The organism is Streptomyces canus 299MFChir4.1 (genome assembly GCF_000383615.1).
GTDB lineage: Bacteria > Actinomycetota > Actinomycetes > Streptomycetales > Streptomycetaceae > Streptomyces > Streptomyces canus_C.
Genome location: NZ_KB911582.1, coordinates 736,450 through 753,115 on the forward strand (window position 1 = coordinate 736,450; position 16,666 = coordinate 753,115).

Genomic DNA, 16,666 nt, shown 5'->3' on the forward strand with positions numbered 1-16,666 from the left:
CCATGACCCAAGTACTGGACCGGCCGGTGGAGTTGAAGACGCCGGCCTCGCCCGCCGAGCGCACCGCCCGCCGCAAGGCCCTGCTGGAGTGGGTGGCGATCCACTCGCTCGGCATCGCCGCCGCGCTCTTCTTCACCCTCCCCTTCGTGTTCGTGTTCCTGACCTCGCTGATGAGCGACACCCAGGCCCTCAGCCGCGATCTGATCCCGCACACCTGGGAGTGGGGCAACTACAAGCGCGTCTTCGACACCCCGGGTTTCCTGACCTGGTGGCGCAACACGCTGGTCTACGCGGGACTGGGAACAGTCCTTACGGTCGTGTCGTCGATCCCGGTGGCGTACGCGCTCGCCAAGTTCCGCTTCCGGGGCCGCAATCTCTCCCTGATGCTGGTCATCTCGATGATGATGCTGCCGCCCCAGGTGGTCATCATCCCGATGTACCTGTTCTGGGCGAAGCAGCTCGGACTGTCCGGCACCCTGTGGCCGCTGATCATCCCGATGGCGTTCGGGGACGCGTTCTCGATCTTCCTGCTCAGGCAGTTCCTGATGACGATCCCCAACGAGTACGTGGACGCGGCCAAGGTCGACGGCTGCGGCGATCTGCGCACCCTGCTGAAGGTCGTCGTCCCCATGGCGAAGCCCGGGATCGCGGCCGTGGCCCTGTTCCAGTTCTTCTACGCCTGGAACGACTACTTCGGCCCGCAGATCTACGCCTCGGAGAACCAGAACGCCTGGACGCTGAGCTACGGCCTGGAGTCCTTCAAGGGCATGCACCACACCGACTGGAACCTCACCATGGCCGCGACCGTGCTGGTCATGGCCCCCGTGATCCTCGTGTTCTTCTTCGCGCAGAAGGCGTTCGTCGAGGGCGTCACGCTGACCGGAGTGAAGGGTTAACCACGTATGCGACATCTCCCCGGGGGCAACCCCCGGTCCCCCGGCCGATGATCACCGCTCCCCACGCCCGGAAGCGAGGCAACCTTCAGTGAAACTCACCGTGGTCGGCGGCGGCTCGACCTACACCCCCGAACTCATCGACGGCTTCGCCCGCCTGCGCGACACCCTGCCCGTCGAGGAACTCGTCCTCGTCGACCCGGCCGCCGAGCGCCTGGAGCTGGTCGGCGGTCTCGCCCGGCGCATCTTCGCCAAGCAGGGCCACGACGGTCGTATCGTCACCACGTCCGACCTGGACGCGGGCGTGGACGGCGCCGACGCCGTGCTCCTGCAACTCCGCGTCGGCGGCCAGGCCGCTCGTCAGCAGGACGAGACCTGGCCGCTGGAGTGCGGCTGCGTCGGCCAGGAGACGACCGGTGCCGGAGGCCTCGCCAAGGCGCTGCGCACGGTCCCGGTGGTCCTCGACATCGCCGAACGGGTCCGCCGGACCAACCCGCACGCCTGGATCATCGACTTCACCAACCCGGTCGGGATCGTCACCCGCGCCCTGCTGCAGGCCGGGCACAAGGCGGTCGGGCTGTGCAACGTGGCGATCGGCTTCCAGCGGAAGTTCGCCGGACTGCTCGGCGTCACGCCCGCCGACGTCCACCTCGACCACGTGGGCCTCAACCACCTCACCTGGGAGACCGGGGTACGGCTCGGCGGGCCCGAGGGCGAGGACGTCCTGCCCAAGCTGCTCACCGGGCATGGCGACACGATCGCCGCCGACCTGCACCTGCCGCGCCCGCTCCTCGACCGCCTCGGCGTGGTCCCGTCGTACTACCTGCGCTACTTCTACGCGCACGACGAGGTCGTACGGGAGCTCGGCACCAAGCCGTCCCGAGCCGCCGAAGTGGCGGCCATGGAACGTGAGTTGCTCCAGATGTACGGCGATCCGGCCCTGGACGAGAAGCCGGAGCTGCTCGCGAAGCGGGGCGGCGCCTACTACTCGGAGGCGGCCGTGGACCTCGCCGCCGGACTGCTCGGCGGGGGCGGCAGCCCCTACCAGGTGGTCAACACCCTGAACCGGGGCACGCTGCCCTTCCTGCCCGGCGACGCGGTGATCGAGGTGCAGGCGGCGGTGGGTCCCAACGGGCCCACCCCGCTGGCGGTGCCGGCCGTGGACCCGCTGTTCGCGGGGCTGATGGCACAGGTGACGGCGTACGAGGACCTGGCGCTGGCGGCGGCTCTGCGGGGCGGCCGGGACCGGGTCTTCAAGGCGCTGCTCGCGCATCCCCTCGTCGGCCAGTACGCGTACGCCGAGGGCCTCACCGACCGACTGATCGCACACAACCGGGAGCATCTCGCGTGGGCCTGACCGCATGCGTCCTCGCCGTCGACGCGGGCAACAGCAAGACCGATGTCGCGGTCGTGGCGGCCGACGGAGACGTCCTCGCCACGGCCCGCGGCGGCGGGTTCCGGCCGCCGGTGGTGGGCGTCGAGGCGGCGGTGGACACCGTCGCCGACGCGGTCGGGCGGGCCTTCGCCGCCGCCGGGGTGAGCTCCGTGGAGCACGTCTCGGCGTGCCTCGCCAACGCCGACTTCCCGGTCGAGGAGCGGCAGTTGGCCGCCGCGCTGCACACGCGCGCGTGGGGAGCGGACGTGGAGGTCCGCAACGACACCTTCGCGATCCTGCGGGCCGGGATCACCGAACCGCGCGGGGTCGCCGTGGTGTGCGGCGCGGGCATCAACTGCGTCGGCATGCGCCCCGACGGCCGTACCGCACGCTTCCCCGCGCTCGGCCGGATCTCCGGCGACTGGGGCGGCGGCTGGGGCCTCGCCGAGGAGGCCCTGTGGCACGCCGCCCGCGCGGAGGACGGGCGGGGCGTCGACACCGACCTCGCGCGGGTGCTCCCGCGGCACTTCGGGCTGGCGTCCATGTACGCCCTCATCGAGGCCCTGCACCTGGAGGAGATCGCCCCGGCCCGCCGCCACGAACTGACCCCGGTGCTCTTCGCCGCGGCCGCCGCCGGGGACCCCGTGGCCCGCTCGCTCGTCGACCGCCTCGCCGACGAGGTGGTGTCCATGGCGACGGTGGCCCTGACCCGCCTCGACCTCCTCGACGAGGAGACCCCGGTCCTGCTCGGCGGCAGCGTCCTGGCCGCCCGGCACCCCCGACTCGACGACGGGGTGCGCGAACTCCTGGCGGCCCGCGCCCCGAAGGCCGTGCCCCAGGTGGTGACGGCGCGTCCGGTCCTGGGCGCCGCGCTCCTCGGCCTGGACCGGGCGGGGGCGTCCCCGCAGGTGCAGGAGAGGGTGCGGGCCTACTACGAGGCCTGAGCGAGCACCGCGTCGGCCACCTCGGAGACGGTCATGCCGTTTCCGACGTCGACGCGGGGCAGTCCCAGCCGGTCGACGGCCTCCACCATGAGCTCCTGGTACCGCACGCTCCGGGCCAGGAACTTGTCCATCAGCGCGCGCTCCTCCTCGGACGCCTCGTCGTAGCGCCCGCCCGCACGGATCCGGGCGCGTACGACGTCCTCGCCGGCGGTGAGCCATACGGCGGCCGTGTGCGGGGCGTCCAGCGTGGCGACCCGCTCCGGCCACAGCGCGGAGCCCTCCAGGACCAGGCCGGGTCCGCCGGCGTGCGCCTCGACCAACTCCTCGATGCGGGGCCAGAGCCGCTCGTAGTGGGCCAGGACCGACTCGATCAACTCGTCGACGCCGAGCGTCGCGTAGTGGTCGGCCACACGCGGCGGCACCTCCCGCTCCGGCGTGCGCCAGGGCCGCCCCGGGTGTCTCGCCAGCAGGTCCGTCGAGCGCTGCGTGCAGCCGAGGCGTTCGGCGACCGCTCCCGCCACCGTGGACTTACCGGTATTCGACGTTCCGCCGATCATCACCACTCGCACCCCGCGCACGACGGCGACCCTACGCGCCCCAGGGGGGGAACCGAACCGATTCCGGGGGCGTATTCATGGGCAAGGGGTGGTGCAGAACGCGGAGCCGCCGACGGGCGCTCCGCTGCGATCCGATCAAGATCGAGTGAAGCCCGGTGCGGATGTCGGTCCCGGCAGCGATACTTGCGGCGAGGGATGACCATGGGGGAGGTCAAACAGTGACACACCCGCCGAAGAGCAGTGCGGCGCCACCGGGTTCCGGGGTGCCCACGATGCCGGCCGTGCCGCCGCAGCCGGGCCCTGCGGCCCCGGCCCCGCAGGCACCCCCGCCGGCCACCGCGCCGGACCGGGCACCCGCTCGTCGTACGGCCTTCGCGGAGGGTTTCGACCAGCTGCGCGCGGCCGCCACCACCGAGCCGGGCCGGCTGCGCATCATCGGTGCGGCGCTCGCCCTGCTCGTCGTCCTCTTCGGCACGGTGACCGCCTGGCAGACCAACGACCGGGCCGCCGCCGCGGACGACGTGCTGCACAAGAGCCAGCCGCTCAGCAGCGCCGCCGCCGACATCTACCGCTACCTGGCCGACGCCAACACCGCGGCCTCCAGCGCCTTCCTCGCCGGCGGCCAGGAGACGGCCCATTCCCGCGAGCTGTACGAGAAGGACATCGACCTGGCCGCGGCCGGTCTGGTCAGGGCGGCCTCGAACTCCGACCCGGACTCCCCCGCCGCGAGGACCGTGGCCGAGCTCAACACCCTGCTGCCGGAGTACAAGGGCCTCGTGGAGCGGGCCCGTACGTACAACCGTCAGGGCTTCCCGGTCGGCGGCGCGTATCTGCGCTACGCCAACGAGAAGATGCAGGACCAGATGCTCCCGAAGGCGCAGAACCTCTACACGAGCGAGAACCAGCGGCTGCGCGCCGACTACGCCGACGCCACGCCCTACCCGTGGGCCGCGATCGGTCTCGGCGTCCTGGCGCTCGCCGGGCTCGCCTGGGCCCAGCACCGCAACTACCGGCGCACCAACCGGGTCCTCAACCACGGCCTGGTCGCGGCCACCGCGACGGCGACCGTGGTGCTGCTGTGGCTGGTCGTCGGGCACACCGTCGCGCGCGCGGGCCTCAACGACTCCTACGACCACGGAGTGCGCTCGCTCAACGTCCTGCACGACGCCCGGATCGCCTCCCTGAAGGCGCGCGGCAACGAGAACCTCACGCTCGTGGCCCGCGGCGCCGAGACGGTCACCAAGAAGAACGCCCAGGGCGTGGACGTCACCTACGACGCCTACGACTACGACTTCGACAAGGACATGGACACCCTCGGCAAGGGCCTGGCCCAGGCGTCGAAGCTCGCCGACGACAGCAGCGGCAAGCAGCCGGTGACCGCGGCCGAGGGCAACATGGCGGTGTGGAAGCAGCGCCACAGCGCGGCCCGCGAGCAGGACGACAACGGCAACTACGAAGAGGCACTGCTGCGGGTCATAGGACCCAAGGGCGCCACGGGCGAGTGCTTCGACAGCGTCGACGACAACCTCGCCAAGGCCCTGACGCACGAGGAGGCCGAGTTCCGGCGCTCGGCCGGGGACGGTCTTGGCGCGATGACCGGCCTGTCGGCGGGCGCCGCCGTGCTGGCCGTCCTGGGCGCGGCCGGCGCGGTGCTGGGCATCGGGCGCAGGCTGTCGGAGTACCGGTGAGAGGGGGCGCGACGATGCGGATGCGTGGACGGGTGCGGACCGGCCTCAAGGGCTGGGGCGGTGTCGGGGCGATGGCCGCCGTCTGCGCCCTGGCGTTCGCCTTCGTGCTGCTGCTGCCGCTGACCCGGTCGAGCGGCGACGGCGCCGCGGCCACCGGCGGCCCGGGCCTGACCCGTGCCGAGCAGGCGGCGGACGACAACCCGTGCGACAACCCGGCGATCAAGACGCACCCGGAGGAGCAGACACTGTCCCCGTCGAGCGCGGACGGCACGACGATAGACAAGATCAAGGCCCGCGAGGGCGCGAAGCGCAAGCTGATCGTCGGCGTCGACCAGAACAGCTACCGCTGGGGCTACCGCAACCCCAACGGCGGACCGCAGGCCGACCTGGAGGGCTTCGACATCGACCTGGTGCACCGGATCGCGCAGGACATCCTCGGTGACCCGAACGCCGTGCAGTTCAAGGCGATCCCCACCAACCAGCGCATCCCGGCCATCCAGAAGGGCCGGGTCGACATGGTCGTGCGCACGATGACGATCAACTGCAAGCGCCTGGCCGACGTGGCGTTCTCCGCGCCGTACTTCAAGACCGGCCAGCAGGTCCTCGCCCCCAAGTCCTCGGGCATCAAGGGCTACGACGGCACACTGGCGCACAAGAAGATCTGCACGGCTGAGGGTTCGACCGCCTTCAGCCAGCTGGACGAGGACAAGAAGGCGGGGAGGCTCGTCGCCTCCGCGGACCTCAGGACCACCGTCCCCAGTCAACTCGACTGTCTCGTCAGGCTCCAGCTCGGTGAGGTCGACGCCGTGGTCACCGACGGCGCGCTCGCCGCGAGCCAGGCCGCCCAGGACCCCACGGTCGAACTGAAGGGCTCGCCCTTCACCACCGAGTACTACGGCGTGGCGATGAAGAGCGACGCCGACGATCTGGTACGCCGGGTCAACCAGATCCTGGTGGACTACCGCAAGGACACCACCGACGGCTGGCAGGCGTCGTACGACAGGTGGCTGTCGGCCACACTGAACGAGAGCTCGGCGAAGTCGGAGCCGCCGCCACCGAAGTACCTGCGCAAGAGCTGACGCACCGTCACAATCAGACAACCACCCAGCAACCCTTCAGCAGCGAGAGGTGATCGATGGGCGTCACGGGACCCCCTGGGCCGGTGATGGACCGGGACGAGGTGGACCGTGCGCTGGCGCGGCTCGGCGCGGAGCACGAGGCGATCGAGACCTCGCTCCTCGCCCTTCAGGACCACGCGGGCCGCAGGCTCCTGGAAGGCGCCGAGCTCACCGGGGTCACCAAGGAGCGCTGGGAGTCCGCCGACGCGTCGATCACCCTGCTGTGGGCGTACTTCGACGCGTACGCGGACGCGCTGCACTCCGCCCGTGAGATCCGCTCCCGCCGCCGCTGGTCCAGCCGCGAGGACCTGGTGGAGCTGACCGAGCTGCTGCGCGGCGAGTCGGTCACGGTCGCGGGCTCGGCGACCGCCACGGCCAACGCGCCCACCCTGCACGGCAATTCGGGCAAACTCAGCGAGCGGTTCTCGCTGGTGACGCTCGTGGAGCGGATGAACGAGCTGTACGCGACGAGCCTGGACATGGTCGTCGCCGCCGACGCGGTCTGGTCCGCACTGCCCGCCCGGATAGACCTGTTGTCCGCCGAACTCCAGCGCACCCGCCGGCTCGCGCACTCCGTCGGCGTACGCCCCGGGGAGCACCCGTCCGGGGACGACCTGGAGCGCATCACCCGCACCCTCACCTCGCTGCGCGAGCAGGTGATCTCCGACCCGCTCGCCTTCTGGCAGCCCACGCCGGGCAGTTCGGCCCCCGGCGGCGGCAAGCCGGACACCACGGCGTACGACCGTGAGGCGCGCGCCCTGGAGGACGTGCGCCGGGAGATCGACGCGGTGCTCACGGTCCGGCAGGACGCCGAGGCCCGGCTGGTCAAGCTGCGGGACGTGCTCTCCCGCGCGGACCGCACGCTCGCCGAGGCCCGCATCGCGCGCGGCGAGGTCCTCGCGAAGATCGCGGCCACCGAGGTCCCGGTCGTCAGCGGACCGCCGACCGCGCTCCAGGAGCAGCTGGCGACAGCCGCCGAGTACCGCAGACACGCCCAGTGGCACCGCCTGTCCCCGCTCCTGGAGTCCCTGGAGCAGAAGGCGGAGGACGAACTGCTGCGCGCCCGTGAGTCGTTGACCGCGGTCACCGCCCCGCTCGCGGTCCGCGCGGAGCTGCGGGGCAGGCTCGACGCGTACAAGGCGAAGGTCGCCCGGCACGGCCTGGCCGAGGACCCGTTCCTGATCGAGCGGTACGACGCGGCCCGGCGGATGCTGTGGAGCGCGCCCTGCGACCTGCGGGTCGCCGAACAGACCGTGCTGCGCTACCAGCACGCGGTCGCCGAAGTGCTGGGCGCCCCACGGGTGCCGCAGAGCGGGCCCGAGGACCGTAGGGGGGAGTCGTCGTCATGAGTCAGGAACAGCAGCCCTGCCAGCGGCCCGGCTGCGACGGGACGTACGAGGACATGGGCGGCGGCGAGCTGTACTGCGACACCTGCGGCCTGGCGCCGGTCGTCGGGGGCAGCGGCCGGGCCGGCTCGGTGCCCAGCGGCACCGCCGGCGGCAGGGACTCGCAGGACAGCGGCAGCGCGCCCGCCACCGGCCGCGGTTCCGCGCGGACGTCCTCGCACTCGTCGAAGTCACGGCGCTCGGTGTCGGGACGGCTCTCGCGCTCGGTCTCCGGGAAGTCCACGGGCCGTTCGGTGTCGGTGCGCGGCTCCGGCTCGACCGCCGGTTCGACCGGGCGCGGCCGGCTCGGCGCGGGGCTCGTCGAGGTGCCCGGGGTGCCGCGGCCCGACCCGCGCGTGATGGTCCTGGAGAATCCCGAGGTGCCCGAGCGCAAGCGGTTCTGCTCGCGCTCCGACTGCGGTGCCCCGGTGGGACGCTCACGCGGGGACCACAAGGGACGCACGGAGGGCTTCTGCACCAAGTGCGGCCACCCGTACTCGTTCGTCCCGAAGCTGAAGTCCGGCGACATCGTGCACGGCCAGTACGAGGTCGCGGGCTGCCTCGCGCACGGCGGTCTGGGCTGGGTCTATCTCGCCGTGGACCGCGCGGTGTCCGACCGCTGGGTGGTCCTCAAGGGCCTGCTGGACACCGGCGACCAGGACGCGATGGCCGCCGCGATCTCCGAGCGGCGCTTCCTCGCGGAGATCGAGCACGCCAACATCGTGCGGATCTACAACTTCGTGGAGCACCTCGACCAGCGCACCGGCTCGCTCGACGGCTACATCGTCATGGAGTACGTCGGCGGCAAGTCGCTGAAGGAGATCGCCAACGGCCGCCGTTCGGCCGACGGCAAGCGGGACCCGCTGCCGGTGGAGCAGGCGTGCGCCTACGGCATCGAGGCCCTGGAGGCGCTCGGTCACCTGCACAGCCGCAACCTCCTGTACTGCGACTTCAAGGTCGACAACGCGATCCAGACCGAGGACCAGCTCAAGCTGATCGACATGGGCGCGGTGCGCAGGATGGACGACGAGGAGTCGGCCATCTACGGCACGGTGGGCTACCAGGCGCCGGAGGTCGCGGACGTGGGCCCCTCGGTCGCCTCCGACCTGTACACGGTCGGCCGCACCCTGGCCGTGCTGACCTTCGACTTCCAGGGCTACACCAACGTCTTCGTCGACTCGCTCCCCGACCCCGACAACATCGAGGTCTTCCGCCGGTACGAGTCCTTCTACCGGCTGCTGGTCCGCGCGACCGACCCCGACCCGGCCCGCCGTTTCGCCTCCGCGCAGGAGATGTCGGAACAGCTGACGGGTGTCCTGCGCGAGGTCGTCTCGCTGCAGACGGGCCGCGCCAGACCCGCCCTGTCGACCCTCTTCGGCCCCGAAGTGCGGGTCACGGACACGGAGTTGTTCCCGAAGCTGGACGGGGAGGTGTCGCGCCTCGGGGGACGGGTGCTGCCTGCCCGTAAGACCGCCAATGCGGGCAGCGCGGGTGCCGAGCGCCCGGGCGGCGGAGCCCTCGGTACCCCTCAGACTCTCGTCAAGCCGGTCAACGCTCCCGTCGCCTCCCTCGCGCTTCCCGTCCCCCACGTCGACCCCTCCGACCCCAACGCCGGCTTCCTCGCCGGGCTCATGACCACCGCGCCCGCCGAGCTGCTCGGTGCCCTCGCGGCCGCGCCGGCCCCGTCGGCGGAGTCACGGCTCAGGCAGGTCCGCGCCTGGCTGGAGAACGGCGACGCGCACACCGCGGACGAGGCGCTGCGCCGCCTTGAGGACGAACGGCCCGACGACTGGCGGGTGGTCTGGTACCGGGGCGTGGCCGCCCTGGTGACCGGCGACCACGAGGCCGCCGCGCTCGCCTTCGACGCGATCTACGACGCCTTCCCCGGCGAACCCGCCCCCAAGCTCGCCCTCGGCCTGTGCGCGGAGGTGCTCGGCCAGCTCGACAACGCCGCCGAGTACTACCGCCTGGTCTGGTCGACCGACCCCAGCTATGTGAGCGCCGCGTTCGGCCTCGCGCGCGTGCAACTGGCGACCGGGGACCGCCGTAGCGCGGTGCGGACGCTGGAGTCGGTGCCGGAGTCCTCCATCCACTACACCGGTGCCCGGGTGGCGGCCGTCCGCGCGCGGCTGCGTGGCCGCGCCGCGACCGCGGGCGACGTACCCTTCCTGGACGACCTGACCGCCGCCGCCGGGCAGGTCGAGGCGCTGGACGCGTACGGACTGGATCCGGCGCGTCGCGAGCAGTTGTCGGCCGAGGTGCTGGGCGCGGCCCTGGACTGGATACTCTCCGGTGGCCAGGACTCCGTCGCCCCCGCCACCGGGGCACGGGCACTGCTCGGCAGCGGACTGGACGAGCGAGGACTGCGCTTCGGCCTGGAGCGTTCGTACCGCGCGCTGGCCCGGCTCGCGCAGGGCGGCGAGGAGAGGATCTACCTGGTGGAACGAGCCAACCGTTACCGCCCCCGGACGTGGGTGTAGTTGATGTCGCAGATGCCCCAGCAGACCGCCCTTTCGAGGTGCCCGAGCTGCGAGGAACCCGTCGAGTCGGGCGACCGTTTCTGCGGTGCGTGCGGATACGACCTGTCCGCCGTCCCGGCACGGCCGGACGACAGCCCGACCGTCGCCCTGAACGGCGCACCCCCGGGCGGCCCCTGGCCGCAGGCCCCGCACCCCCCGGCGGAGCTCCACCTGCCGACCGACCTGCGGGCCTCCGCGTCGGGCGAGCACGAACTGCCGCCGGTGCCGCCCCCGTCGGGGCCGGTGCTCGGGTCGCCGGTCTCCCCCGCCTCCGGCGTGCGCTTCGACCGGCCGCCGGAGCCCGACGAGTACCCCCTGCAGGCACCGGACCCGCGCGTGGCCGGACCGGCCACCCCTGCCGAAGGAACCAAGGTGTGCGTGGCCTGCCGCGCGGGCCGCGTCGACGACGACGGCTACTGCGAGAACTGCGGGCACGCCCAGCCGCGTGAGCGCGACCACATGGAGCAGGAACTCGGTCCGATCGCCGCCGTCAGCGACCGCGGCCTGCGCCACCACCGCAACGAGGACGCCTTCACCCTCGGCACCAGCGTGCTGCCCGACGGCTCACCGGCGACCTTCGCGGTCGTCTGCGACGGCGTGTCCTCCGCGACCCGACCCGACGACGCCTCCCTGGCCGCCTCACGGGCCGCGGCCGACGCGCTGCTGGCCGCGCTGCCGCAGGGCACCCACCCCCAGCAGGCCCTGCACGAGGCGATCGTCGCCGCCTCCCGCGCGGTCAACTCGCTCGCCGGGGAACCCGCCACGGCCCGCGAGCACCAGCCGCACCAGAACGCCCCCGCGTGCACGATCGTCGGCTCGGTCGTCACCCCGAGCCTGCTGGTCGTCGGCTGGGTCGGCGACAGCCGCGTCTACTGGGTGCCCACGGACCGCAGTTCACCCCCGGCCCGGCTCACCGAGGACGACTCCTGGGCCGCGCAGATGGTCGCCGCGGGCCTGATGAACGAGGCCGAGGCGTACGCCGACGAGCGCGCCCACGCGATCACCGGCTGGCTCGGCGCGGACGCCTACGAACTCGACCCGCACACCGCTTCCTTCAAGCCGGACCGGCCTGGTGTGGTGGTGGTGTGCACCGACGGTCTGTGGAACTACGCGGAGGCGGCCGACGAGATGGCCCAGGCCGTGCCGGCCGACGCCGCCGCGCGCCCGCTGCACACCGCCCGGGTACTGGTCGGTCACGCTCTGGACGGCGGGGGCCACGACAACGTAACAGTGGCCGTCGTGCCGTTCCCGACCCCCGTGCAGGGGGCAGGATCGGCCTGAGGCCGTACACGGGGAGGCCTCGGCGGACCGGAGGGGACCGGTCCGCGATCAGTCATCGCCCCATGGATGTGGGGTTCGCGAGGGGGATTTGAGTAGGCATGGCCAATTTCTCGAAGTCGAACGTGCCGCAGTTCGCGATGGACGTCTACCAGAACGAGTACCTGCCCGAGGGCGGCCGCGAGGTCAACGCGATCGTCACGGTGACCTCGACCGGCGGCGGCACGATCGGAAGCTCGGTCGGTGCCCCGCACCTCTGGTCGGCGGGACAGGGCCCCTCGGCCGCGGTCGCGATCATGGTCGACTGCTCGGGCTCCATGGACTACCCGCCGACCAAGATGCGCAACGCCCGCGACGCCACGGCCGCCGCGATCGACACCCTGCGCGACGGTGTGCACTTCGCGGTGATCGGCGGCACCCACGTGGCCAAGGAGGTGTATCCGGGGGACGGTCGCCTCGCGGTCGCCGACGCCACCACCCGCGACCAGGCCAAACAGGCCCTGCGCAGGCTCAGCGCGGGCGGCGGTACGGCCATCGGGACCTGGCTGCGCCTCGCCGACCGCCTGCTGTCCTCGGCGGACGTCGCCATCCGCCACGGCATCCTGCTCACCGACGGGCGCAACGAGCACGAGGCGCCGGAGGACCTCAAGGCCTCCCTCGACTCCTGCGCGGGGCGTTTCACCTGCGACGCCCGGGGCGTGGGCACCGACTGGGAAGTGAAAGAAGTCACAGGGATCGCCTCCGCCCTGCTCGGGACCGCCGACATCGTCGCCGACCCGGCCGCCCTCGCCGCCGACTTCACGCAGATGATGGAGACGGCCATGGGCAAGGAGGTCGCGGACGTCGCCCTGCGCGTGTGGACTCCGGTGGGCACCACCATCAAGTTCGTCAAGCAGGTCGCGCCCACCGTCGAGGAGCTCACCGACCGCCGCACCGAGGCCGGTCCGCGGGCCGGGGACTACCCCACCGGCTCCTGGGGAGACGAGTCCCGTGACTACCACGTCTGCGTCGAGGTCCCGGCCGCGAACATCGGCCAGGAGATGCTCGCCGCCCGGGTCTCGCTGGTCGTCCCGCAGCCCGACGGCACCCCGCAGAACCTGGGCGCACAGGGTCTCGTCAGGGCCGTGTGGACCGACGACATGGTCGCCTCGACGTCGATCAACCCCCAGGTCGCCCACTACACCGGCCAGGCCGAACTGGCACAGGCCATCCAACAAGGGCTCGATCTCCGCAAAGCGGGCGATATCGATGGAGCAACGGCCAAACTGGGCCGGGCCGTTCAGCTCGCGAGCGACTCCGGGAACGCCGATACTGCGAAACTCCTTTCGAAGGTGGTCGACGTGGTCGATGCCACGACAGGTACTGTGCGACTGAAGGCGAAGGTCGAGGAGGCCGACGAGATGACTCTCGAGACCCGGTCGACAAAGACTGTTCGTGTAAAGAAGTAGACAGTTTCCGACGTAGAAGTTCCCTGATCCGAGAGGGGGAAGCGCCGACATGCCGACCTGCCCGAACGGACACCAGTCGGGTTCCGACGACTGGTGCGAGGTCTGCGGTCACCGCATGGCCGGTGCCGTACCTCCACCCCCTCCGCCGCCGCCCGGTCCGGGTGGAGGCGGCTACGGCTTCCCGCCGCCCGGCGGTCCCGGGGGCCAGCCCGGGGGACGTCCCCCTCTGTCCTCCGTACCGGACCCCGAACCGGAGCTCTGCCCGCAGTGCCGTACGCCCCGTGAGGGCGGTGCGCCCTTCTGCGAGGAGTGCCGGTGGAACTTCCTGACGAACACGGCGACCTCGTACACCCCGGCCGCCCCGCGCCCGCCGGCCGGCTCCGGCGGCCCGCCCTCGCACTTCCAGCAGCAGGCGGGACCCGGTCCGTCCTTCGGCGGCGGCGGTGACTCGTACGAGTACCAGGGCTCGCGCCCGTCCCAGGTGAACCGCCCCGCAGAACCGATCCCCTTCGGCTCGGAGCCGTCGGGCCGCTCGGGTCCGGGCGGTCCCGGTGGTGGTCCTGGCGGTCCTGGTGGTCTGCAGGGCTTCCCCGGTGACCCGTCCCGCCCCGGCCCGGGTGGTCCCGGCGGCCCTGGTTCCTCCGGTCCTTCCGGTTTCCCGGGCGGCCCTGGCGCGCCCGGCGGTCCCGGCCCGTCCGGTTACCCCGGCGGTCCCGGTTACCCCGGCGGTCCCGGTCAGTCCGGCCCCGGTGGTCAGCAGGGCTTCCCGGGTGACCCCGGACGTCCCGGTGCACCCAACCCCTCCGGTTACCCGAACGGCCCCGGCGGACCCGGTGGCCCCGGTGGCCCCGGTCCTTCCGGTTTCCCCAATCAGTCCGGTCCTGGTGGCCCCGGCGGTTACGGCTACCCGCAGCCCGGCTCGCCCCAGGCGCCTTCCGGTCCCGGCGGCCCCCAGGGCTTCGGCGGCCCGCCCACCCAGCCCGGCCCGGGCGGCCCCGGTGCCCCGCAGGGCTTCCCCGGTGACCCGTCCCGCCCCGGCCCGGGTGGTCCCGGCGGTCCGCCGCACTTCGGTGCGGACCCCTCCCGCCCGGTCCCGCCGCCCCCGGGCCCGACCCCGCCCGCCGGCCCCGGCGGCACGAGCGGTGCCCCGCAGGGCTTCCAGGCGCAGGGCGCCTCGGCCCCGCCCGCCTTCCCGCAGGAGACCAACCGGCCCCAGCAGGGCGGTGCGCCCTTCGGTGGCGGCGGCGCCGACGACTGGGTCATCTCCCCGCCGTCCTCCACCGCCCCCGGAGGTCCCGGTGGTCCCGGCAACAACCCCGGTCCCGGCGGCTACGGCTACCCGCAGCCCGGCGCCACCCAGGCCCCGCCCGCACCCCCCGGCCCGTCCTTCCCGCAGCAGCCGGCGACCTGGACGGCGACCATCGGTCCGGACCGCGACTACTTCATGGCGATGATGCAGCGCTCCGGTCCCGAGGCCGCGGGCCTGAACCTGCCCGCGTACTCCCCCGAGCAGCAGCGCACCCTCACCGGCAACCAGCTCACCATCGGCCGCCGCCGGCACTCCACCGGTGACACCCCCGACGTCGACCTGTCGGTGCCGCCGGAGGACCCGGGCGTCTCGCACCAGCACGCGGTGCTGGTCCAGCAGCCGGACGGCTCCTGGGCGGTCGTCGACCAGAACTCGACGAACGGCACCACGGTCAACGGCGCCGAGGAGCCCATCACGCCGTTCGTGCCGGTGCCGCTCCAGGACGGCGACCGGGTGCATGTCGGCGCCTGGACGACGATCACGATCCGCCGCGGTTAGCCGTCACGGCTGAGAACGGCACGTCACCGGAGGGGCCACGTACACGGTCCCTCCGGGTCGTCCAGCCACGCCCACTCCCGGTCCCCGCTGACCGTGATGCCGTACCGCTCACGGCGCGGCTGCCCCTCCCGCTCCCACAGCTCGTACGCCTCCCGCGGTTCGAGGCTGCCGCGGGTCAGGGCCAGCAGGAACCGGAACAGCTCGCTCTCCCGGGCCCGGCGCGGAAGAGCGTCCAGGTCGGCGGGCCCCTCGTCCGGCCGGTCCGCGCCACGCAACGGCACGAAGTAGGCGGGCGTGTGCAGGAACCGCCCCTCGGCGTGCCCGGCGTCCCGCACGGTCAGGACGATCAGGCCGGTGGCGAGCGGGCTCAGGATGCGTGCCCCGGGGCGGCACTGGGCGAGCCAGGCGGTCGGGACCGAGGCCAGGGTGCAGGTGGCGATGATCCGGTCGAAGGGGGCGCGTTCGGGCACCCCGCGCGCGCCGTCGCCGGTGACGACGACGGGGTGGTACCCGGCGGCGGCCAGATGCCTGCGCGCCGCCTCGGTGATCTCCGCTTCCAGGTCGACGGTGGTGACGCGGTCGTCGCCGAGCCGGTGTGCGAGCAGGGCCGCGTTGTAGCCGGTGCCGGCGCCGATCTCCAGGACCCGGTCGCCGTCCCGTACCCGCAGCTCGGCCAGCATCATCGCCATCAGCGAGGGCTGGCTGCTGGAGGAGACCAGTTCGCCGTCGCGCAGCCGGGTGGCCAGCGGGGCGTCGGCGTAGGCCCCGCGGACCCACTTCTCCCGGGTGCGCGGGTCCGGGCTCTCGCCCCAGCGCCGCTCGTAGCCGCCCTCCCCCACTCTCGAATGCGCTCGAGCGGGGGGACCCCCACCGCCGACGTAGTAGTAGGGCACGAACAGGTGCCGGGGCACCGCCTCGAAGGCCGCCCGCCATCCCGGGTCGGCGGCCCAGGCCCCGCTCGCGTCGATCTCCCGCACCAGCGCGGCCCGCGCGGCGGCGGCGAGTTCGGCGAGGTCCCTGTCGAGAGCGTGCGCGCCCATACCTCCACTCTGCACCCTGCGCGCAGGAGGTCCTAAGCCTTGAGTCCTGGTCCACCCCGTCTGAGACCATGGTTGACGTGAAAGAGATCCGGCGCGGCACGCTTCAGACGCAGACCTTCTACGAGCAGGTCGGCGGGGAGGAGACCTTCCGCCGCCTCGTCCACCGTTTCTACGAGGGGGTGGCCGAGGACCCCATCCTGCGGCCCATGTACCCCGAGGAGGACCTCGGCCCGGCCGAGGAGCGCCTCACGCTGTTCCTGATGCAGTACTGGGGCGGCCCCACCACGTACAGCGACAACCGCGGTCACCCCCGGCTGCGCATGCGGCACGCTCCCTTCGTCGTCAACCGTGAGGCGCACGACGCGTGGCTGCGGCACATGCGGGACGCCGTCGACGAACTCGGCCTGTCCGAGGAGCACGAGACACAGCTGTGGAACTACCTGACGTACGCGGCCGCTTCGATGGTGAACACCGCAGAGTGATGACCGGCGACTGATCTCCGCCGACTGATCACCCCTCAGTGACTGCCGGTCACTGATTGCCGGATTCCGGTCACGCGGGACCGGATTGCGGTCACAATCCGGTCAAGCCCGGGCTACAAGCGCTTACCCGTG

Annotated in this window: 13 protein-coding genes; 11 read left to right on the forward strand and 2 right to left on the reverse strand. The window is 72.6% G+C overall.

Annotated elements, in window-relative coordinates:
* The first annotated feature begins 2 nt into the window (after positions 1 to 2).
* From H293_RS0103305 to H293_RS0103315, 3 genes are all read left to right on the forward strand, one after another.
* Positions 3 to 896: a carbohydrate ABC transporter permease gene (locus H293_RS0103305; protein ID WP_020116454.1), complete on the forward strand. Its 894-nt coding sequence runs from the start codon at positions 3 to 5 to the stop codon at positions 894 to 896.
* An 88-nt stretch (positions 897 to 984) separates the two neighbouring features.
* Positions 985 to 2,250, forward strand: coding sequence for a 6-phospho-beta-glucosidase (locus tag H293_RS0103310; protein WP_020116455.1), 1,266 nt, complete (start codon positions 985 to 987; stop codon positions 2,248 to 2,250).
* Complete coding sequence (locus tag H293_RS0103315) at positions 2,241 to 3,212, forward strand: N-acetylglucosamine kinase (protein ID WP_020116456.1); 972 nt, start codon at positions 2,241 to 2,243, stop codon at positions 3,210 to 3,212. Before H293_RS0103310 ends, H293_RS0103315 begins: the two co-directional genes overlap by 10 nt.
* Here H293_RS0103315 and H293_RS0103320 read toward each other — a convergent pair.
* Positions 3,200 to 3,769 carry an AAA family ATPase gene (locus tag H293_RS0103320; protein WP_199790129.1) on the reverse strand — a complete coding sequence of 190 codons (570 nt, stop codon included), beginning with the start codon at positions 3,767 to 3,769 and terminating at the stop codon, positions 3,200 to 3,202. The two genes, H293_RS0103315 and H293_RS0103320, sit on opposite strands and share 13 nt — an antisense overlap.
* Positions 3,770 to 4,041: 272 nt before the next feature.
* On the opposite strand from H293_RS0103320, the gene H293_RS0103325 reads away from it, so the two are divergent.
* From H293_RS0103325 to H293_RS48975, 7 genes are all read left to right on the forward strand, one after another.
* Positions 4,042 to 5,457, forward strand: a complete 1,416-nt coding sequence (locus H293_RS0103325; protein WP_020116458.1) for a hypothetical protein — start codon at positions 4,042 to 4,044, stop codon at positions 5,455 to 5,457.
* A 14-nt stretch (positions 5,458 to 5,471) separates the two neighbouring features.
* A complete protein-coding gene (locus H293_RS0103330) occupies positions 5,472 to 6,536 on the forward strand; it encodes a glutamate ABC transporter substrate-binding protein (protein WP_051138053.1) in 1,065 nt (354 codons plus the stop codon).
* A gap of 56 nt (positions 6,537 to 6,592) precedes the next feature.
* Positions 6,593 to 7,924: a hypothetical protein gene (locus H293_RS0103335; RefSeq protein WP_028807508.1), complete on the forward strand. Its 1,332-nt coding sequence runs from the start codon at positions 6,593 to 6,595 to the stop codon at positions 7,922 to 7,924.
* Positions 7,921 to 10,440, forward strand: coding sequence for a serine/threonine-protein kinase (locus tag H293_RS0103340; protein ID WP_020116461.1), 2,520 nt, complete (start codon positions 7,921 to 7,923; stop codon positions 10,438 to 10,440). The genes H293_RS0103335 and H293_RS0103340 overlap by 4 nt, the downstream gene beginning before the upstream one ends.
* Positions 10,441 to 11,760: a PP2C family protein-serine/threonine phosphatase gene (locus H293_RS0103345; RefSeq protein WP_020116462.1), complete on the forward strand. Its 1,320-nt coding sequence runs from the start codon at positions 10,441 to 10,443 to the stop codon at positions 11,758 to 11,760.
* 98 nt (positions 11,761 to 11,858) lie between these two features.
* Entirely contained in the window at positions 11,859 to 13,205 is a 1,347-nt protein-coding gene (locus H293_RS0103350) for a vWA domain-containing protein (protein WP_020116463.1), read from the forward strand.
* Between the two features lie 49 nt (positions 13,206 to 13,254).
* Entirely contained in the window at positions 13,255 to 15,012 is a 1,758-nt protein-coding gene (locus H293_RS48975; protein ID WP_020116464.1) for an FHA domain-containing protein, read from the forward strand.
* 23 nt (positions 15,013 to 15,035) lie between these two features.
* Here H293_RS48975 and H293_RS0103365 read toward each other — a convergent pair whose 3' ends face one another.
* Positions 15,036 to 16,052 (reverse strand): methyltransferase domain-containing protein, encoded by a 1,017-nt coding sequence (locus H293_RS0103365; RefSeq protein WP_020116465.1) that lies wholly within the window; start codon positions 16,050 to 16,052, stop codon positions 15,036 to 15,038.
* 68 nt (positions 16,053 to 16,120) lie between these two features.
* Here H293_RS0103365 and H293_RS0103370 point away from each other — a divergent pair, with 68 nt between their 5' ends.
* Positions 16,121 to 16,534 (forward strand): globin, encoded by a 414-nt coding sequence (locus tag H293_RS0103370; RefSeq protein WP_028807510.1) that lies wholly within the window; start codon positions 16,121 to 16,123, stop codon positions 16,532 to 16,534.
* Positions 16,535 to 16,666 lie beyond the last annotated feature (132 nt).